This is a genomic window from Psychrobacter sp. TB67 (assembly GCF_000511065.1).
GTDB classification, from domain to species: domain Bacteria; phylum Pseudomonadota; class Gammaproteobacteria; order Pseudomonadales; family Moraxellaceae; genus Psychrobacter; species Psychrobacter okhotskensis.
In genome coordinates this window covers 1-19,437 of record NZ_AYYA01000038.1, presented here as the reverse complement: position 1 = coordinate 19,437, position 19,437 = coordinate 1, and the positions used below count along the sequence as shown (strand labels likewise).

16 protein-coding genes and 2 pseudogenes are annotated in these 19,437 nt (G+C 40.3%); 11 read left to right on the top strand and 7 right to left on the bottom strand.

The genetic code is table 11. The features are described 5' to 3' along the window. A pseudogene (locus W293_RS0105590) lies at window positions 1-196 on the bottom strand (IS3 family transposase); the annotation flags it as partial. A gap of 728 nt (window positions 197-924) precedes the next feature. On the opposite strand from W293_RS0105590, the gene W293_RS0105585 reads away from it, so the two are divergent. The 3 genes from W293_RS0105585 (at window position 925) to W293_RS0105575 (ending at window position 4,801) form a co-directional block, all read left to right on the top strand. Next, window positions 925-2,625 (top strand): phosphoethanolamine transferase, encoded by a 1,701-nt coding sequence (locus W293_RS0105585; protein WP_025651490.1) that lies wholly within the window; start codon window positions 925-927, stop codon window positions 2,623-2,625. 44 nt (window positions 2,626-2,669) lie between these two features. Continuing rightward, entirely contained in the window at window positions 2,670-3,356 is a 687-nt protein-coding gene (locus W293_RS0105580; protein ID WP_025651489.1) for a response regulator transcription factor, read from the top strand. A 98-nt stretch (window positions 3,357-3,454) separates the two neighbouring features. Further along, window positions 3,455-4,801, top strand: coding sequence for a sensor histidine kinase (locus W293_RS0105575; RefSeq protein ID WP_025651488.1), 1,347 nt, complete (start codon window positions 3,455-3,457; stop codon window positions 4,799-4,801). 56 nt (window positions 4,802-4,857) lie between these two features. Here the strand turns inward: W293_RS0105575 and W293_RS0105570 are convergent, their stop codons facing one another. Then, window positions 4,858-5,838 carry a CorA family divalent cation transporter gene (locus W293_RS0105570; protein ID WP_025651487.1) on the bottom strand — a complete coding sequence of 327 codons (981 nt, stop codon included), beginning with the start codon at window positions 5,836-5,838 and terminating at the stop codon, window positions 4,858-4,860. A 274-nt stretch (window positions 5,839-6,112) separates the two neighbouring features. Here W293_RS0105570 and W293_RS0105565 point away from each other — a divergent pair, with 274 nt between their 5' ends. Then, complete coding sequence (locus tag W293_RS0105565; protein WP_025651486.1) at window positions 6,113-6,709, top strand: PepSY domain-containing protein; 597 nt, start codon at window positions 6,113-6,115, stop codon at window positions 6,707-6,709. A gap of 110 nt (window positions 6,710-6,819) precedes the next feature. On the opposite strand, the gene W293_RS0105560 is transcribed toward W293_RS0105565, so the two are convergent. Then, window positions 6,820-8,034: an IS256 family transposase gene (locus W293_RS0105560; RefSeq protein WP_025651485.1), complete on the bottom strand. Its 1,215-nt coding sequence runs from the start codon at window positions 8,032-8,034 to the stop codon at window positions 6,820-6,822. A 417-nt stretch (window positions 8,035-8,451) separates the two neighbouring features. Between W293_RS0105560 and W293_RS0105555 the strand changes: the two genes are divergently transcribed. Both W293_RS0105555 and W293_RS0105550 read left to right on the top strand, forming a co-directional pair. After that, window positions 8,452-8,925, top strand: a complete 474-nt coding sequence (locus W293_RS0105555; RefSeq protein WP_025651484.1) for a diacylglycerol kinase — start codon at window positions 8,452-8,454, stop codon at window positions 8,923-8,925. Window positions 8,926-8,973: 48 nt separating this feature from the next. After that, complete coding sequence (locus W293_RS0105550; protein WP_025651483.1) at window positions 8,974-9,738, top strand: PAP2 family lipid A phosphatase; 765 nt, start codon at window positions 8,974-8,976, stop codon at window positions 9,736-9,738. On the opposite strand, the gene W293_RS0105545 is transcribed toward W293_RS0105550, so the two are convergent. Then, window positions 9,700-10,245, bottom strand: coding sequence for a manganese efflux pump MntP family protein (locus tag W293_RS0105545; RefSeq protein ID WP_025651482.1), 546 nt, complete (start codon window positions 10,243-10,245; stop codon window positions 9,700-9,702). The genes W293_RS0105550 and W293_RS0105545 overlap by 39 nt on opposite strands. 196 nt (window positions 10,246-10,441) lie before the next feature. On the opposite strand from W293_RS0105545, the gene W293_RS0105540 reads away from it, so the two are divergent. The 4 genes and pseudogenes from W293_RS0105540 to W293_RS16135 all read left to right on the top strand — a co-directional run bounded on the left by W293_RS0105540 (window position 10,442) and on the right by W293_RS16135 (window position 14,397). Continuing rightward, entirely contained in the window at window positions 10,442-11,011 is a 570-nt protein-coding gene (locus W293_RS0105540; protein WP_025651480.1) for a PepSY domain-containing protein, read from the top strand. A 149-nt stretch (window positions 11,012-11,160) separates the two neighbouring features. Next, a complete protein-coding gene (locus tag W293_RS0105535) occupies window positions 11,161-11,820 on the top strand; it encodes a response regulator (RefSeq protein WP_025651479.1) in 660 nt (219 codons plus the stop codon). Further along, window positions 11,813-13,468, top strand: a complete 1,656-nt coding sequence (locus W293_RS0105530) for a sensor histidine kinase (protein WP_025672617.1) — start codon at window positions 11,813-11,815, stop codon at window positions 13,466-13,468. Before W293_RS0105535 ends, W293_RS0105530 begins: the two co-directional genes overlap by 8 nt. A gap of 128 nt (window positions 13,469-13,596) precedes the next feature. Next, window positions 13,597-14,397: pseudogene (locus W293_RS16135) on the top strand (hypothetical protein). A gap of 211 nt (window positions 14,398-14,608) precedes the next feature. Here the strand turns inward: W293_RS16135 and W293_RS0105520 are convergent. The 3 genes from W293_RS0105520 to W293_RS0105505 form a co-directional block, all read right to left on the bottom strand. After that, on the bottom strand, window positions 14,609-15,898 hold the full coding sequence (locus W293_RS0105520; protein WP_025651477.1) for a hypothetical protein: 1,290 nt from the start codon (window positions 15,896-15,898) through the stop codon (window positions 14,609-14,611). 20 nt (window positions 15,899-15,918) lie between these two features. Continuing rightward, a protein-coding gene (locus W293_RS0105515) for an IS3 family transposase (RefSeq protein WP_156915611.1) occupies window positions 15,919-17,483 on the bottom strand; the annotation gives its coding sequence in 2 pieces (ribosomal slippage) (window positions 15,919-17,021 and window positions 17,021-17,483; 1,566 coding nt in all). Window positions 17,484-17,514: 31 nt separating this feature from the next. Continuing rightward, a complete protein-coding gene (locus W293_RS0105505) occupies window positions 17,515-17,985 on the bottom strand; it encodes a toll/interleukin-1 receptor domain-containing protein (protein WP_025651474.1) in 471 nt (156 codons plus the stop codon). A 241-nt stretch (window positions 17,986-18,226) separates the two neighbouring features. Here W293_RS0105505 and W293_RS0105495 point away from each other — a divergent pair. Continuing rightward, a protein-coding gene (locus W293_RS0105495) for an IS3 family transposase (RefSeq protein WP_156915601.1) occupies window positions 18,227-19,392 on the top strand; the annotation gives its coding sequence in 2 pieces (ribosomal slippage) (window positions 18,227-18,485 and window positions 18,485-19,392; 1,167 coding nt in all). Window positions 19,393-19,437: the final 45 nt, after the last annotated feature.

Sequence of the window (19,437 nt, the reverse complement as noted above, 5' to 3'; positions counted from 1 at the left end):
TTTGAGCTTGAATCTTTGCAGGAATGGTTTTATCAATGTGCTTTTTATGCCATGATCGTAGGGTCTCAGGCGTGCAACCTATCTTTGGCGCTATGGCTTTGATGGCTGACCAGGTGGATGGGTAATCGTCTTTAGCTTCAATTAGCATACGGACGGCGCGCTCTTTCATTTCAGGAGTGTAGGTTTGTCTTTTCATTGTCGTATTCTCTCAGAATGTTAAGTCTCCGACAATACCGGGGCGGTTCAATGTGTGTGCTAAGTTATTCTCCAATAATAATCTTATCAGGAATCCACACTGTCATTATTAATGAGGATTTGATGAATTTCTACGAGCGAAATCATAATTTGTTAGATGTCAAAAACTCAACTATTGAGGGGCTATAAATCTTACTTCATGGTATATATGCGCTTATATTTTGTGCATTTGAGACATTAAAAAAGGCTACTAACACTATGCTATATATAGCGTTAGTAGCCTTCGTTTAAATTGATATTTTACTCAGGTGAGGTTGTTAATATTAGGGTTTGATATGGGGGTTTGATATGGGGGTATGAACAAAATGCCACTTTTATCTTTTTTAGTATTGACTGCTTTGGGTTCTAGTGTTTGGACAACTGTACTGACGCTTGCAGGTTACCACTTCGGCAAAAACTACGAGGTTATAGAGACTGCGTTAGCACCCTATTCAAAGATTTTTTTATCGATTGCTATAGTAATTATAATTAGTTGGTTTATTAGGCGTCGACTAACCAGCTAAAGTAGAGGCAATATGCATCCTTAAGCTTATTATCTAACTATTTATTTTTAAGAATATATTATCTTCTTAAAGCATTACTCAACCCAAATATCTTAACGTCTTCTTAACAGGCCTCTTGTTATCGTAAGGAATCAAACTCCTTACCATCCTGTTGAGAAGCCTAGTTATGTCAACCCCTCAAGCACTTAGCACTGAAATCACCAAAGCTCCTACCAAAAAAAGCTATCTAAACAGCATTTTTAATCATGAAATTAATCTTAACTATCTGATTATTATCGTTGCGCTCTATTTAGTCACTACTGCAAATTTTGGTTTTTTCGCGCAAGTGCTTAGCATTTACCCTTTTGGTAATAACGTTGGCTTCATAGTTTCTATCACAGGCTTATTGTTCGGCTTAATGTGGCTACTCATCCAATTATTTTGCTATCGTCCTATTGCTAAACCAGTGCTCATCGCTATGGTAATGATAGCGGCCGTATGTGGCTATTTTACTGACGCTTATGGCACTATTTTCGATACTAATATGCTGATCAATAGTATACAAACCGATCAACGTGAAGCGATGGGGTTGATGTCGCTAAGTTTTTTTACAAGAGTCTTTATACTAGGCATTATACCCGCAGTTATTATTGCTAAAATCCGCATAAAAAGAGTACCTATACGTCGAGCGCTATGGCAAAAAGCGTTAACCTTAACCTCATCTATCGCCTTAATAGCTGTCTGCCTACTGTCTTTTGGCGATCAATACGCCACCTTTTTCCGTCAGCATAAGATAGTCCGCAGTTACGCAAACCCTATTACTCCTATCTACTCGGTTATCAAATTAGGTACCGATTATGTTGAGAAACTTCGTCGTCCTGATACATTGACCCTGCATGCGACAGATGCCAAACGTATAACTCCTACTGCTGGAACTAACGCAGCAAAGCCTAAACTCATGGTATTTGTCGTTGGTGAAACAGTACGTGCTGATCATATCGGTCTTAATGGCTATGAGCGCGACACTATGCCTCTGCTGACTAGCCAACCAGATGTCTATAGCTTTAAAAATGCCACCTCATGTGGCACCTCTACTGCTTACTCCGTTCCCTGTATGTTTAGCTACTCTAATCGAGAGAGTTATGACAATAATATGGCAGACTATAATGAGAACGTATTAGACACACTAAATAAGCAAGGCGTCAATGTTATTTGGCGCGACAATAATTCGAGCTCTAAAGGGGTCGCGGATCGAGTAACTTTTGAAGATTATAAGACGGCTGATGTCAATCCAAATTGTGATGAGGAGTGTCGTGATATCGGTATGCTTGACGGTTTTGATACTTTAGTTAAGTCAGATACAGGAGTAACAGCAGACGGCTCTGCTAAAGACACCCTTATTTTATTGCATCAAATGGGTAATCATGGTCCTGCTTACTACAAACGTTATCCTAAGGAGTTTGAAGAGTACAAACCAGTATGCATGACGAACGAGCTTGCTAAATGCGATGATCAATCCGTCATCAATGCTTATGACAATGCTATTCGTTATACAGATTATTTCTTAAATAACGTGATTAATACGCTCAAAAAGTATGAGCAGGACTATGATGTGGTAATGGTATATATTAGCGATCATGGCGAAAGTTTAGGCGAGAATAATATTTACTTGCATGGCATGCCCTACGCTATCGCACCTGATGCGCAAAAGCAGGTGCCTGTCATCATTTGGTCGCCTACTAGCAATAATATTGATAAAAGTAGTCTCATTAGTACGATTGATCAGCCCGTGTCACATGACTTTATTACGCCAACTTTACTTAACTTTTTTGGTATTACTACCGATGAGGTAGCAGCAGCGCCAACCTTCTTTAAATCTACCCATTAAGACCTTTATCATAAGCCCTGCTAGCATTTATGCACGAGACCACTATGTACAAGATACTCATCATCGAAGACAATCCCGATATCGTCGCCAATATTTATGCCTTTTTTGAACCAAAAGGTTTTGAGCTGGACAACGCTCATAATGGCATTAGCGGCTTAACACTCGCTGCAAATAATCGCTATGACGTTATTTTATTAGATGTCATGCTGCCGGGTATGGACGGCACCAAGCTATGTAAAAAACTGAGAGAAGAGCTACATAATAAAACCCCTGTATTGATGCTGACGGCTCGTGATACGATTTTGGATAAAGTCGCAGGCTTCGATAGTGGCGCTGATGATTATCTGGTCAAACCCTTCTCACTCATTGAATTAGAATCACGGATTAAAGCGCTTATCCGTCGACACCAAGATGAGCATTTTGAGCACAGCTTAGCTGTCGGACCATTATCCTTAAATGCTAATGAGCACACGATTAGACGAGAAGGTACATCACTAAAACTGACACCAACAGGGTTTAAAATTTTAGAAACATTAATGAATGCGTCGCCACGAGTCGTCAGTAAAAGTGAGCTTGAGGAAAAGGTATGGGGTGAGGATATTCCAAGTAGCGATGCGCTACGGACTCATATGCATAGTGTGCGCGTACAAGTCGACAAGCCATTTGCCAGACCTATGATAATGACGATGCCTGGAGTGGGTTATCAAATTGTTGATCCCGATAAAGTGTAGAATATCTTAGTACGATTTACAGACTCAATCTGATTAAGAGTCGTCCTAGTTATACCTCCTATCCTCTTTCTACTACCTTATACTATGAAGTAAATGCCATGTTCAGCCTCGACTCTATCGCTAATAAATTTCGACTGTCATATTTTTTATTTGCCATATTACTTTGCGCTGCTTTCGTCAGTATTTTTATGTACGCTGAGACAAGGATGGAGCAAGAGTTGGTCAAAGCTCGCTTACTGCAACAGCTAGAGCTTAGTCAAGAAAAGGATGGCGATCAGCCTGTCTACACTGCAGATCCGGGCATAAAAATTTATCGCTATAATCATGCACCTGATAATTTAAAAGCTTTGGCAACCGAGACAGTGCAAGAGATGCCCGTAACCGTGCCCACCAAAGATGGCAATGTTAGAACTAATCTACATTTCTTCATCTATCAGCAAAATAAACAACGCTATGTTTTAACCTATTTAGAAGACACTGAGATGGTAATGGGGAACTACCCTGTCCTTGCCATTTTTGAACACCTAGAAGACATCTTTGCCAATGCCTTAAGAGTTGCCGTTATTTTAAGCTTACTAATTGCCGCAATATTTTCTCAGCTATCCTCTAGGCAAATTACTAAACCTTTATTAGACTTAAAAAAAGCAGTAGAAACCGATCATCAAAACTTAACCGAATTGACCCATTTGCCCTCCGAGGTTGGCGTATTAGCACGCGCTATTGATGAGAAGAATCATAAGTTTGAGCAGTATCTCAAACGTGAGCAGCTATTTACTGGAGATGTTAGCCACGAGCTGCGCACGCCTTTGACGATTATTATGGGTGCATCAGAAGTACTGGCTTCTCAATTAGAAGGCGATAGCCGTTTGAGCGAGTTTACTAATCGTATTAGTACTACAGCTAAAGAGACCTCTGAGATTATCAGCGCGTTATTACTACTCTCGCGTGCTCCTGAAAAACTGGACGCTCCGCAAACCTCTATCAATAGCATTGCTAACAATGAAGTGGAACGCTTAAAGTATTTGCTACGGTATAAGACTGTGACTTATGCAGTAGTCGCTGAACAAGAGTATTTTGCCTACGTACGACCTGAATTACTAAAAATGGCACTAGGCAACTTAATAAAGAATGCCTTTCAATACACGGATGAGGGTGAGGTAGTTATTATTATTGACGATAAAAAAATCACCGTTACCGATACTGGCTTGGGTATTCCTGAAGCGATGATGCCTCTACTCTATGAAAGGTTTGAGCGTTTAGAGCAAAAGAAAAATGATGGGCAATTAACTGATAAGTTCTCGTCAAAAGATTATACGAGCTATAAGGTTGATGGCACAGGGTTAGGTCTAAGTATTGTTCAGCGCATCATGACGCATATGGGCTGGCAACTTACCCATCAAGCTAATGCTGCAGGCGGTAGTACGTTTAGTATTTATTATAAATAAATTCTACTAATAAACAATCTTTAAAAGCCTAAGACATTACAAGTTAGCAGTACAGTTTAAAACCATTTCTTACTTTTAAAATACACAACGATGGCCACAGTCAATGTTACCATCACACCCCACAAGGCAAAGTAACCCTCATTCCATTTTAACTCAGGCATATAGTCAAAATTCATACCGTAAACGCCTACCAAAAATGTTAATGGTATAAATACCACTGACACTAAGGTCAAGGTACGTATGATTTCATTCAAACGATGGCCCTGAATTGAGAATATCAGATTGGTTTTACTATCAAGCTCAAACAACTCAAAATCAATTTCATCAATCAAATTGTTGGCTTGCTCTTTAAGTTCGGTGAAATACTTACTATCCATAGGAATAATATTAATCGTTTCCAGCTTTACAATGGTATTGCGAAGGCTCAGCGTCGCTTTCTTAAAGTTCAACATGCGACGTTTTTGCTCCTCAACCTTTTTAGTAAAATAAGGCGTTGGATTAATATTGGTCACCTTTATCGAGTCACCGTCAGCATTCAGTAATTTCTCAAACGTCTCTTCATAGTTTGCTATCAATGACTCAATCAACAGAAAAAGCAAATAATCTACTTTTTTGCTTCGAACTTGTCCTTTGCCTTCGCTTAAGCGATCACGAATCCACTGAAAATGATTATTATGATTCTCTTGCAAACTCCATAACATATTTGACGATACAACGAAAATCAATTGTTTATTATCTAGATTTTTGTCATCAGTTTTTAATACTTTTAGAGCGATAAACAGGACATTATCGAGTTCGATAACCTTATTGGCATGCTCATCATCTTGCAATAATTTAATTAAAAAATCATCAAACTGGTTCTGGATGACAACTTGCTCCATCTCATCTAACTCTCTCAATCCATAAGTATTGAGCCAAAAAACTTCGTCGCCGTGAGGCTCAAAGTTCAAAATTAAGATATCTTCGCAAGGTACTTTTGATACTGTTGAAGGTGAATAAGCGATAAGCGTCGTATTTCGTAAGAATTCGTCTGACATCCTTTTTCCTCCTATAGAAACTCCTTTAATCAAAACTTAGCAAGCCTAGTATCTAAGCCAGACATTAGATCTGTTAAACATTTAGTAGTCTTTTAAATAATGATTTAACTCAGAAAATTAAGCAATATTTATTATATCTACTCGCTAATCAAACTCTTATTTTCCGCTAAGTTTCCCCTATGTCGTCTCTCGTATTATAGATTCATACCCACGAGGTAGCTGGCAAAACCACTAATGGTGTGTCAGAAATTGATTAATACAAAGGATGACTCTCATGAAAAACTTATCAACGCTAACCAAATCAGCAATCATCGCCCTTACTATTGCAGGCGTAGGTGCAACCGCTATCGCCGCCCCTGCTGCTAATACCAAAGCCGTAACTGGATCAAGTGAAGCTGTCAGCGCTATGCAAAGTAAGATCAGCTTAACGCAAGCAATCGATATAGCTAAACAGAATGCTAAAGGTGATCTAATCAGCGCAGAATTCGATTATGACGACGATGATGATAATGGCAACGGTGCTGTAACGGGCGAGTATGAAGTTGAGTTTGTATCAAACGGTACGGCTTACGAGGTCAAGATCGACGCCAATACTGGCAAAGTCATCGAGACTGAAAAAGAGAAGTTAGATAAAGAAGACATGGCTGAATATAGAGCGCTGATGCAAGCCAAAGTTACGCTAACTAGTGCTATGCAAAAAGCCACTCAAAGCGTAAATGGTAAAGTCATCGGTGTTGAGTTCGAGCTTGAAAAAGGTCAAGCCTTATATGACATCGAAGTTGTCAAAGACAATCAGATATATGATGTGAGCATAGATGCCAATACTGGCAAGGTTCTAAGCAGCCAAGTTGATATGGAGGATGATGGCTAAAAAGTAAGCAAAGCTAAATACTAACTCTTCATTAATAGGATGCAGTAGCCAATACCTTGATAAACAAGGTGTCGGCTATGAGCCCATCCCGAATTCTGTGTAACTGCCATTTAGATTAAATGCCTGCTGATGCGATCATCAAACATAATCATAAAGCGATTAAGGGCAGACGTCCAGTTACGAATAGGCATCGACCACTTTTTGGATGCCTGCTGGGTTGCTAGATAGACTACCTTGAAAGCTGCGTGATCAGATGGGAACACCTTACGCTTATTCACCGCTGTCCGAATCACACTGTTCAGTGACTCAATAGCATTGGTAGTGTATATGACTTTTCTAATGTCTTTAGGGTAGCCAAAGAACACCGTTAAGCCCTCCCAATTATTGCGCCAAGACTTGATGACATGCGGATATTTCTCACCCCAAGTCTCATCAAAGTGCTCAAGGTTGGCCTCTGCTATCTCAAGCGTATCAGCGCCGTAGATGGCCTTTAAATCAGCCGCTACGGCCTTCTTATCTGTCCACGGCACAAACTTCATGGAGTAACGCAGCATATGCACGATACACAGCTGAACCTGAGCATTGGGATAAACCGTGTTAATGGCATCAGGGAAGCCCTTTAAACCATCGACACAAGCGATTAAGATGTCTTGTACCCCGCGGTTTTGTAGCTCAGTGAGAACACCAAGCCAGAACTTAGCGCCTTCATTCTCTGATAACCACATGCCAAGCAGCTCTTTTCTACCATCAAGTCCCACGCCTAGTGCCAGGTATATAGCCTTGTTGATGATCTGCTTGTCTTGACGTACTTTAACGACAATGCAGTCTAAGTAGACGATAGGATAGATACTGCTCAGTGGCCTGTTCTGCCAAGCGGTGATGTCCTCTAATATGTTGTCGGTGACTCTTGAGACAAGAGAGCTTGAGATGTCGACATCGTAGAGCTCTTTAATGCTCTCTACAATTTCGGTGGTGGTTTGACCCTTGGCGTAAAGGAATATGATCTTGTCATCAAGACCACTAATACGGGTTTGATGCTTACTGACGAGTACAGGATCAAAGCTGCTATCACGGTCTCTTGGGGTAGAGATCTCAAGATCGCCTGTGTCGCTACGGACGGTTTTTTTAGTGTGTCCATTGCGCTTATTAGGCTTATCTGCTTTCTCATGCTTGGGGTAGCCGAGATGGTCTTCCATCTCAGCTTCAAGGGCAGTATCGATAAACGACTGCATGAGCTGCTTTTGAAAGTCTTTGATGTCATCGAAGCTGTTCATGCTACCAGCCATTTGCTCGGCCAGTTTTTTAATGTCAGATTGAGTAGTCATTGCTTATTCTCCGGTTAGTGGATTATAAGCAGTTACACAAAGTTTGGGAAAGGCTCTCGGCTATTGCTTTTTTGTATATATTGAATTTTGATATTAATATTGCCCTTTCCAAATAATTTTATAAATATTTTTTATCTTAACGCTTCCTTAACAGCTCCAAGCACATACTGATACCCAAGTGCTAACCAGTGCCCTCCTACACTGGGATCATTACAACAATAAATATATCGGTGATTGCACTTTTTCTTATTTTCACTGTAACTTCAATAGTCAGTAGTAGCCAATACCTTAATCAAACTCGGTATTCGCTACTGCTTTTTATTATATGAAATTCATCTTAACGCGATCTTAACATGCACTGTAATATCATTAAGACCTGCCAGCTATTCTAATCTTAATAAATACTAAGCTATCGATATGAATAATTCCAAGACTACTGCTCTGAGCCACGAACATACAAATCTTGATTATAAAAATCAGCCTGTATCTGATGATACTTTTGTAGCGGATAGTTTTGCAAATGAGGTTAAAGGTAAAAAAGGGTTAGCCCGTATTGTAAAAGCTACGGGGTATTCTATAGATGGTTTTAAAGCGGCTTATAAGTTTGAAGCGGCCTTTAGGCAAGTTATCTGGCTCAATCTCTTATTGTTCACGGTCATTATATTTATGCCTTTTAACGTCAGCGCCAAAATGGTGCTTGTGATTGCTTCATTCTTATCCCTCATTGTGGAGCTTATTAATACGGGTATTGAAGCGAGCGTCGATCATACTTCAACGGATCATCATCCCCTCGCTAAAATAGCCAAGGACGTGGGTTCTGCCGCGCAATTTTTGGCATTATTACTATTGTTCGTTTTGTGGTGCATGGCGTTATCTAATCTTTTATTTTAAAAAGTGCTTAAATTTTTAGCAATTTAATACATTGAGTAAGGTATTTTCATGATTTTAGAAGATAACCCAACTAACTGGATATGGCTTAAGCTTTTTTGCTTAACAATTATTGCCGCTCTAACCTTTGAGCATAGCCAATTTGATGTTCGTATTAGTGAGTTTTTCTATAATAATGGTCAGTGGCTGATAGAAAAAGGCGAACAGCCTTACGCTTTTATTTTTTATGATGGTCCTAAAGCATTATTAATCTTGTTGGCTCTCTATTTAATATCCGTATTGGTTATCAAATACAGACAATCTTCAAATATCGCCTCTATCATCGATAACAATAAAACAAGTAAATTTATTGTGCCCTTCTCAATTCGTGAAATAAGTTACTTACTTATTGTTCTTATTGTGGTGCCTTCTACTATCGCGCTATTAAAAAGCGTTACTCATGTGAGCTGTCCTAATCATCTAACGCTTTTTGGCGGGGATCTACCTTATCTTAATCTATGGCAAAATATGCTTGCTAAAACCGATACAAAATGTTTTCCAGCAGCTCATGCCAGCGCAGGATTTTCTTTGTATGGCTTAGCATTTTTACCTACTCTTTATAAGTATCGCTATCGAATATTTGAAATCGTAACCGTATTAGGCTGGACAATGGGCCTATATAAAATGATGTTTGGTGATCATTTTTTTAGTCATACCTTAGTATCGATGTTGGTGTCTTTGACTATAGCTTGTGCGCTGGCCAGCGTGTTTTTTAAGAGAACAGAGCATAATTATGCTTCAAATAACCATCTTCACACCAATCGCTATCAGCACTAAACCGCCCAAAGCTTCTGCCCAACTGCCGAGCCATGTTCCTGACTGGCGTCCTATATAAGCCCCTAAAACACTTAAAATAGCGGTCGTCAATGCGATGATTAAACAGGCAGCATAAGCATTAACTACCAACAGGTTTAACGTAAAGCCCGCTGCCATCGCATCGAGACTAGTCGCTATAGCCAATGACAGCAAGGTTTTATGACTTACATTGATCCGAGTATCGTCACTAACCGAACACGACTCATAAAGCATCTTAATCCCAAGAGCCACTAGTATGATAAAAGCAATCCAAGCAGCCCATTCCGCAAACCAACCGAGCATAGTAGAGCCAAGCGCATAACCAATTAGCGGCATCACCCCCTGAGCAACACCGAAGTATAATCCAATGAGTAACGCCATTTTTATAAACTGCGACTTACCATCGCTTCTATGTGTCGAGCCAAGACCGATTGCAGCCGCAAACGCATCCGCAGCGAGTGCTAACGCCAATAATAGTATCTCAAACATAATAAAATATTACTCTGTATAAGGATTATCGAAAGAGCAACAGCATTATAGCCCAAAAATATGAGTAGCTAACTGAACGCTTATTCTACGCTAAGCTTCTTCTATGTCTTGTTTTGTATGATGGACTCATATCGACACTTCTGACAACTTTGATAATGAGTCGTCAGACATGAACCTTAAATACGGAGTAAACACGATGAAAAAACTATCAACCCTAAGCAAATCCCTACTTATTGCTCTTAGCGTTCTAGGTATTGGTACTCTCGCTGTTGCCTCAGGTCAAATACCTGCTATTTCAGGCGCAAAGACGAGTGACGCAGTCGCGATAGCACAGAGTAAAATCAGTCTAGAGCAAGCCGTCGCTATTGCACAAAAAACAGTCAAAGGAGACTTAATTAGCGCTGAGTTTGACCAAAACGATTATATGGCAAGTGGCGAGTATGAAATCAAGCTTATCAATGATGGAGTGGAGCATGAAGTAAAAATTGACGCCAGTAGCGGCAAAGTTCTAAAATCTAAGCAGGAAAAAATAGATCAAGACGACTTAGCAGAATATAACGCTATGAGGCAAGCCCAAATAACCCTAACCCAAGCCATGCAAAAAGCAACGCAAAGTGTTGGTGGCAAAATTACTGAAGCAGAGTTTGATTTTGATAACGGTATACCCGCTTATGAGATTGAAATAGCTAAAGGGATGGACATAAATAAACTGATAATCGATAGCATGAATGGTCAGGTTGTCAGCAGTCAGTTAGATGATGATTAATATTTTAAAACTTGGTTGAATATAGCTTAACAACGGCTCTACTCTGTACACTAGTATCGATTAGAGCTTTTTAGTTTGAGGACGCTATAAAAAGTGTCACTATAGATAAATATTTTTTAATCCTACTAGTCACATAATAAGGATATCCCATGCGCGTATTGGTAGTCGAAGATGACTTGATGATTGGCGAGAGTCTGAGCGAAGCCTTGCAAGATGAGGCTTATACGGTTGATTGGGTCAAAGACGGTCGTCAAGCCATACTGACATTAAGGGTGCAACCTTATGACATCATCTTATTAGACTTAGGTCTTCCAGAAGTTGATGGCATGGGCGTGTTGACTGCTATTCGCGATGCCAAGATTGAAACACCAGTGTTGATACTCACCGCGCGTGATCAATTAAAAGATAGAATTGCAGGCTTAGACTCAGGGGCTGATGATTATGTCGTCAAGCCTTTTGAGTTAGGAGAAGTCTTTGCACGCATGAGAGTACTTATTCGCCGTGCCCAAGGCAAGGCTGATAATCAAGTGACGGTTGGCAATTTAAGTTTAGATACCGCGCACAAACGGGTCATGATGGATGGTAGCCCTATCGATTTAACCGCAAAGGAGTACATGCTTCTCACTACCTTTATGCTATCGCCTGAAAAAGTCATGTCCAAAAATGAGCTTGAGGATTCGTTATATGGCTGGGGCGGCGAAGTTGAAAGTAACGCCATTGAGTTTTTGATTCATAGTTTACGCAAAAAGGTCGGACAAGATAGAATCAAAAATGTTCGTGGCCTTGGATGGTATATCAGCAATGCCTAAATTTCGTAAGCCCTTTAACTCATTACAGTTCCAACTTATCTTTTGGTCTGTTGTGTCATTATTACTACTGGCAATAGTGGCTGGTGGTTATGGATTTTGGTACAGCTATAACGAGATAAATGACTTTCAGGATGATAACTTAAAAAATACTGCTGCCTTATTAGAGCAGTCGCTTAATATTAGTGGTTTAAATAATAATGCTGCTTATTCATACAGTGACGAGCATGCCCGCAGCAACATTCACTTTGATACCGATGACGATGATGGTGCGATCACCGTTGATATAGTCATACTCTCCGCCTCACTCAATAACGGGGTAGAAGATTATCAGAACGTTCAAAGCGATGATGAGCATGATTACTCAGAACCTATACCGTTGGCATTAGTAAATAGCGTTCCACAAGGGATAAGCGATCAAAACATTGACGGTCATTCTTGGCGAACCTATAGAAATGATGTCAAGATTGAGTCTTTAGATACTGATGAAGAAGTGGCTCTAATTTTGCGCCAACAGACAGATTTACAGGATGATTTAGCCAAAGCTAGTGCCTTACAGTCTTTTTTACCCCTTATTATCGGTATAGCATTATTACTGCTTTTACTGCCTTTTATCATGTGGCGCATGATGAAACCTGTGCGTCAATTGCATCATGAGATAAGCGCACGTAATGAGAATGACCTAAGTCCTTTATCGATTGGTAGACTGCCCTCTGAATTGCTGCCACTAGCCGAATCGTTAAATAGATTATTGGCTATAGTCAAAATTAGTATTGAACGTCAGCAACGCTTTATCGCTGATGCTGCCCATGAACTGCGCTCGCCGCTGACTGCCATCTCACTACAATTACAACGATTACAGCGTATTAGTAATGATAACGTTATGTCGGAAGGCCTCGATAAACTGGCTATTCGCTTGAGGCGTAATCAAAGTTTGGTTGAGCAATTATTAACGCTCGCTCGTGCTGGTAATATCAATACCGAGCTTGGTACCGAGACAACAGCAACCAATGTTAAATCTATTATCGAACAAGTCATAGGGTTACTCATTCCTATTGCTGATAATAAGAACATCGAACTAACTGTCGACTTACAGTCAAGTAGCAAAGTAAAGATAGATGAGACATCATTATTAATGCTCATAAAAAACCTGATTCAAAACGCTATTATTTATACGCTAGATAATGGTCAAGTCATGGTTAAACTCTATCAACTTGAGCAAAACTCAGGCAGTTTGGATAAATCGGCTTTAAATGCTCAATATAATTTTGGCTCACATGTGATTCAATCTGGGAAATTAAATGATATATCCAAGACGCTAGATAACAAATTAGTATTACAGATCATAGATTCAGGCGCAGGCATTGACCCTAGTGATTATGAGAAAGCTTTTGAACCCTTTATACGGCTTAATCAAGTGATTAGTGCAGCTGATCAATTTAGCGACAGTAAACTTAACAATAGTATAAGCGCTTCAAGATCAGATAGCGCAAGTAAGCAATCACAGGAAATAGAAGGTACAGGACTTGGGCTCTCTATTGTTAAATCAATCTGTGAGCAGGCAGGTATCGATGTCTTTATGAAGGACTCTAATTCTGAGATTTTAAACTTACATGATAATCGAGGACTTTGTATAACTTTGATCTTTTAAACTCATACATAGAAATTTTAATAGATCTAAATAGTTGCATCTTCACACTTTCTTAACATCTCTATTGATAATTTAGTGACATCTACAACGTAACATTAAATTTGTTTACTAATAGAGTGAATCTAACCATGAATACAACCTTAAACAATCAATACTCACCCACTGCTTCTAGTAACGATCCAGTGCTAAACGCTTTGTCCAAAGTTCCGGAAGTTACCCTTCTTTTTTAGATAATTAAAATCGCAGCTACTACGCTTGGTGAGACTGCGGGTGATGCTTTATCAATGTCATTAAATCTAGGATACATTGTCAGTACTGGCATTTTCGCTATTATATTTGCTATAGCAGTCGCTACCCAGATTAAAGCCAACTCATTTAATAAATGGTTGTATTGGGGCACGATTATAGCAACAACGACTTTAGGTACAACAATAGCAGACTATGTGACAAGATCACTAGGAATTGGCTATGCTGGCGGCTCAGCGCTTCTAGTAGCTTTACTTGGAATATGTCTAATGACATGGCAGAAGACGATGGGAAGCATTGCCGTTGATAGTATCAGCAAACCCAAAGCAGAGGTGTTTTACTGGACGACCATTATGTTTTCGCAGACATTAGGTACCGCACTTGGTGACTGGGTAGCCGATAGCACAGGCATGGGTTATACCACGAGTGCGATTATCTTTGGATCTTTGTTAGCACTAATTGCGCTAGCTCATTTTTATACTAAGATATCTAAAACACTATTATTTTGGAGTGCTTTCGTACTGACTCGGCCTTTAGGAGCGGTATTAGGCGACTTTTTAGATAAGCCTATTGATCATGGCGGTCTCGCGCTAAGTCGCTTTGGAGCATCAGCAGCCTTGTTAGTGTTTATCATTGTCTGCTTATTAGTCTTCAAACAGCGGGCTAGTGCTAAAGCGTATTGATGATAATGCATCTAGTAAAGTTTACTTTATGGATTAAATGATAATTTCTTAGATGCTCATAGCTTTGTTAACGAAGGGCTGCGATTATTAGTGTGATGAATAAATATGGATAATGATTAGATATAGGTAGTAGTGAAAAAGGTTGCTCACGTATTATAAAATATAGCGTTAGCAACCTTTTTGTATTTATCATTTTACTTAGGTGGTGTGCTTAATATTGGGGTTTGCCTTCTAACTGGTTTAACCCTTTAAGTATCAAATGAACAACTTCGTCAACAAAAGGCGTCGTCATCAAGCGAGTGTATTCCTTTTCACTTAAACCAGACTTTGAAGACAATTTTTCAACCGATAAACTTAACAACGATGTTTCTACCTGTTCGTAATCAGCTTCAAAGGAATTACCTTTTGCAATCTGTTGAAGTTCAATATATCTCGCATTATGACTTATCTGCCACTCTTCAGTAAATTCTTCGCTTATTTCATTATTTAGAATACTGTCACACAGTTTTTGACAAAGTCCACCCAGACCTCCAGCCAAATATATCGGTTTATTTAAGTCGATAGCTATCAGAAACTCTTCTAGTACTCCAGGCATCTTACCTAAGTATCCCCCTAACTTACCTCCTGCAAAAATTCTGACATCTGAACTCTCTATCGATTCTTTCCTCATAGTCGTTAAGCAACGCGACCATATATATTGGTTTTCTGGACAGTCAGGTTTAAGAAAAATTTCTTTATTCTTTAATATAGAATCTATGTCATCGGGTACTTCATGTTTGACAATATCTAATAAACCATAATACTTAATACTAAATTCTTTACTGGCTGGAGTTAAGTACAAAGGCCACGCTAAGTGATTTTCAACGTGAAATTGATCAGATTTTAAGCGCTCTTTTAATACTGATGCTTCTTCAAGAACAAACTCTGTAAAACCATTTTCTCTCAAGTCTCCCCCATAGATTAGAGTATGATTGCGAGATAAAATGTGTCTCGCCAAATCTTGAGAGAGTCTTTGTAACTCATCTGTGTGCTGATGATGTTCCTCATAACCATCTTCAAGATAATCTGAAATAGAGATTCCAACATTATATTTATCGGTTTGCACTTCGTCACTTGACCACAAAGGAGTAGACACTGTTATATTAAGATAGTCTGTCCATATAGTTTCTTCTTCATATAGAGGTGGTTCAGGATAACAAAGATGCAATCTACTGGAGTCTATTGAGGAACTTTCATTCTTAGACAGAATCTCTACTACTTGTTGTACTTCAGGAGGACGACAAAGAATAAAAGCTTTTGAGTCGATCCATCCCTGAGATTGATAAAATTTCAATGACGCTTCAGCATATTTGAAACGGACAGTTTCTAATAAGGATGCAATTAGAATGCGTAATATATCTTTGTGCGCTAAAGGTTCAGCGGTAACGTGTACACAGGGTACATTACCGATAGAAGGGAAAATTCTATCTTCGTAATCCTCAAGACCGGTGTTTGTCAACATAGTTGTCACCAATTTACCAACTAAGCAACTCTCATTTCATCAATTGATTTCGGTTCTTTTAACGGGTTCAATGTCGTTGGAGGGACGGGCGTACAATTTCTCACTTCGCGCGATCCCCAACGAGTAGGATTTAATGTTTTAGCACTCTCCATCGTCTGCTTACGCTTCGCTAAGATAGCTTTATCCTCACCAGTATGGCGCTCATTAGGCGTCACGAAGCGAAGCTGACTGTGTTTATGCTCAGTATTGTACCAATGCGTAAACTCAAGTACCCAATCCCTTGCTGTCTCAAGGCTGTTAAAGCCCTCAGTTGGCCAATTAGAGCGGTACTTGCACGTCTTAAACAGCGACTCTGCAAAGGGATTATCATTACTCACTCTCGGACGACTATAAGACGTCACCACCCCAAGCTCATAAGCTTTCATGCGCATGGTTTGAGCTTTCATTGGCGCCCCATTGTCAGAGTGCAAAACCACCCCTGAATGCAGGCACTTCTCTTTAATTAAAGTACGTTGCAACAGCCGAGCGGCAAGCTCTCCTGACTCGTGATCATAAACTTCTTGACCGACGATTTTACGGCTATACACATCTTCAATCATGTACAAATAATAGAACTGACCTCGCACGGGGCTTGGCAGATAAGTAATGTCCCAACAGAATACTTGGCAGGGTCCTGTGGCGGTAAAAGACTGCGGGGCACTATAGGCACGAGGTGCAAGGCTACGTCCTCTATGACTTAGTTGACTATGTGCTTTCAGCACTCGGTAAAAGGTGGACTCTGAAGCATGATAGATACCTTCATCGAGTAAGGTTGGAACGATCTGCGTCGGTGGTAGGCTTGCAAAGCGAGGCTCGTTACAGACAGCGATAATGGCTGCTGTTTCATCGCTCGTGAGCTTATTGCTTGGCATAGGACGCAAAGCTTTAGCACGTTTGTCATGACGTATTTGCCCCTCTTGATACCATCGCCTATAGGTGCGCACACTAATGCCGGCCTCGGTACAAGCAGGCGGTAGTCTTGCGCCTGAATCGTTGGCTTCTTGAATAAGGGTGATGGTTTGCTTACGCTGTGGCAGTGAGGTTAGTCGTCCTCGTTTTTGTCCGTCTCCCAGAGCGCATTCAGCTTTTTTCTGAGCACCAGTAAGGCCGCTGTTTCGGCAAGGGCTTTTTCCTTACGATTCAGCTCACGCTCTAGTTTTTTAATCTTTTTAAGGTCTGCTTGATGTTGACGCTTATCGGTCAGGCTTTGCTGCTGGGCTTTATTAAATCCTGATAGTGCGCCTGCTCGCCATGCTTTGATTTGTTCAACATATAGCCCTTTGCTACGGCAGTATTCGCTAAGCTCGGTCTCTGATAGTCCGCTGGTCTCTATGATGGTGGCAAGCTTGGTTTCGCTTGACCAGTTGTCAGGGGTGCTCTTATTTCCAGGCATGGGCTGTCCTTGGTCGCGGGCTTTATTACGCCAATTATACAGGGTCTGTAATCCTATGCCTTCACTTCTTGCAACTTCTGCTACGCTCTTGTTCATCGGTGGCGATAGCTTGCTTAATATGATTTGTTTTCTCTCTTCACTGTATCTTGACATCTTCATTCCTTGTCGCCCCCTTTACATTATTTTAGGGGTGACAACTATCGTGACATAGGGGGAGACTATTAACCACTACTATAGGTCTATACTCTGATTTAGCAGTTAAAACCTCACGCTGACACCAATATCTAGAAGAGTAGGCATCACTAACAATAGCTATCATTGTAGAATTTTTAAGATGACTTTCTATCTCCTCATCGAATTTAAAACCTGGCGATATTTCATTGGCATCGAAAAACCTATTCATATTACTATTGTCAATAAAACTCTTAATTTCTTGAGCGTGATTCAATCCTGTATCGCCTTTTTTTGCATGGCTTAGGAATAACTTTATTGATGTCTCTTTTCCAACCTCATCAGAATCAATGTCATTCAGACCATAACGATACAGCTCATGTGAAAGCTCTAAAATACCACTTTCTATACGGTAATCGTGAGGCCAATTATGTGCTCTAATGAAATTATAATTTTCAAGAGCACCAGAGTAACTATGCTTCATGCCAGCTTCGTCAATAGCAACTGGTACAATAAAGTAGTTAGTGCTACCGTTTAGTCTGTTAAAATAGTCTACCCATAATGGTTCGGTTAAAGTTTGCCCACTAGTGAATACGAAGATAACATTTTTATTAGCAAGCTTAGGCGGAGTGTTTTTCGGTGGGTTACTTGGACTCCTAGTGAGCTATGCTGAAGAAACCGTAGAGATAAACTTGGTAAACTAAGCGTATTAATCGGAGTTTATCATGACCAAGAAAGTAAGAACCTACAGTGACGAATTTAAAGCAGAAGCTGTCAAGAAGATATCAGACAATAATGGCAATATCTCGGCTACCGCAAAGCAGCTTGGCATTGCCATGCAAACGCTATCAAATTGGCATAACAAAGCCAATCAAGGCAAGCTTATCGGCACAGAACAATATGATCCTGATCTTATGACAGCGCTTCAAGAAATAAAGCAGCTCAAGCGACAACTTAAAGTTGCCGAGGAGGAGCGAGAGATATTAAAAAAGGCCACGGCGTACTTCGCGAAAAACAGTTAGTAAAGTACGCCTTTATTAAGGATAACCAGCAGATATTTAGTATCACAGCTATGTGCCGTGTACTAAAGGTTAAGCATTCTAGCTACTACGACTGGCTGAGTCGTGATATCAGCGATCAACAGATACATCGCAACCAGTCTGAGCTGCTGGTTAAAGCCGCGCACAGTGAAACAAAGGAGCGCTATGGATATGAGCGTCTGCATGCGCATCTAAGTGAGCGAGGCCATGACATTAGCCTATACATGGTGAGACGCATCAAAGAAGAGCACGGCATCAAATGCCGACGTCATAAGCGCTTTAAAGTGACCACCGACTCTAATCACAACAAGCTGGTTTATCCAAACGTGCTCGATCAGCAGTTTGATGCCAAGCGTCCTAATGAGTCTTGGGTCAGTGACATTACTTATATCTGGACAAATGAGGGCTGGCTGTACTTAGCAGGGGTCAAAGATCTATACACCAAAGAGCTGGTTGGCTACGCCATTAATAAACGCATGACTGCTGATTTAGTCTGTCGTGCACTAAATATGGCAATCAAGAACAGACGACCAGGCAAAGGGCTGATTGTGCATTCTGACAGAGGCAGTCAGTACTGTAGCCACGCTTATCACAAAATCATCAAGCAGCATCAGTTTACAGGCTCAATGAGTGCTAAAGGCAACTGCTTTGACAACGCACCCATAGAAAGCTTCTGGGGCATATTAAAGAACGAGCTGGTGTATCACCAAGACTATAAAACTAGATTTGCCGCCATTACCGATATCATTGGATATATTGAACTATATTACAACCAAACGAGAACTCAAAAGAGCTTGGGCTATAAATCGCCAAGACAGGTGTGGTTTGATTATTATCGTCAAGCTGCGTAATTAAATCTCCCAAGTTTAACTGTACGGATTTGACGGCAGGGGTCA

What these genes read in the sequence shown, in the direction of transcription:
- W293_RS0105585 (WP_025651490.1), top strand. Translation starts at nt 925, where the DNA reads ATGTCAACCCCTCAAGCACTTAGCACTGAAATCACCAAAGCTCCTACC.
- W293_RS0105580 (WP_025651489.1), top strand. Translation starts at nt 2,670, where the DNA reads ATGTACAAGATACTCATCATCGAAGACAATCCCGATATCGTCGCCAAT.
- W293_RS0105575 (WP_025651488.1), top strand. Translation starts at nt 3,455, where the DNA reads ATGTTCAGCCTCGACTCTATCGCTAATAAATTTCGACTGTCATATTTT.
- W293_RS0105570 (WP_025651487.1), bottom strand. Translation starts at nt 5,838, where the DNA reads ATGTCAGACGAATTCTTACGAAATACGACGCTTATCGCTTATTCACCT.
- W293_RS0105565 (WP_025651486.1), top strand. Translation starts at nt 6,113, where the DNA reads ATGAAAAACTTATCAACGCTAACCAAATCAGCAATCATCGCCCTTACT.
- W293_RS0105560 (WP_025651485.1), bottom strand. Translation starts at nt 8,034, where the DNA reads ATGACTACTCAATCTGACATTAAAAAACTGGCCGAGCAAATGGCTGGT.
- W293_RS0105555 (WP_025651484.1), top strand. Translation starts at nt 8,452, where the DNA reads ATGAATAATTCCAAGACTACTGCTCTGAGCCACGAACATACAAATCTT.
- W293_RS0105550 (WP_025651483.1), top strand. Translation starts at nt 8,974, where the DNA reads ATGATTTTAGAAGATAACCCAACTAACTGGATATGGCTTAAGCTTTTT.
- W293_RS0105545 (WP_025651482.1), bottom strand. Translation starts at nt 10,245, where the DNA reads ATGTTTGAGATACTATTATTGGCGTTAGCACTCGCTGCGGATGCGTTT.
- W293_RS0105540 (WP_025651480.1), top strand. Translation starts at nt 10,442, where the DNA reads ATGAAAAAACTATCAACCCTAAGCAAATCCCTACTTATTGCTCTTAGC.
- W293_RS0105535 (WP_025651479.1), top strand. Translation starts at nt 11,161, where the DNA reads ATGCGCGTATTGGTAGTCGAAGATGACTTGATGATTGGCGAGAGTCTG.
- W293_RS0105530 (WP_025672617.1), top strand. Translation starts at nt 11,813, where the DNA reads ATGCCTAAATTTCGTAAGCCCTTTAACTCATTACAGTTCCAACTTATC.
- W293_RS0105520 (WP_025651477.1), bottom strand. Translation starts at nt 15,898, where the DNA reads ATGTTGACAAACACCGGTCTTGAGGATTACGAAGATAGAATTTTCCCT.
- W293_RS0105505 (WP_025651474.1), bottom strand. Translation starts at nt 17,985, where the DNA reads ATGAAGCATAGTTACTCTGGTGCTCTTGAAAATTATAATTTCATTAGA.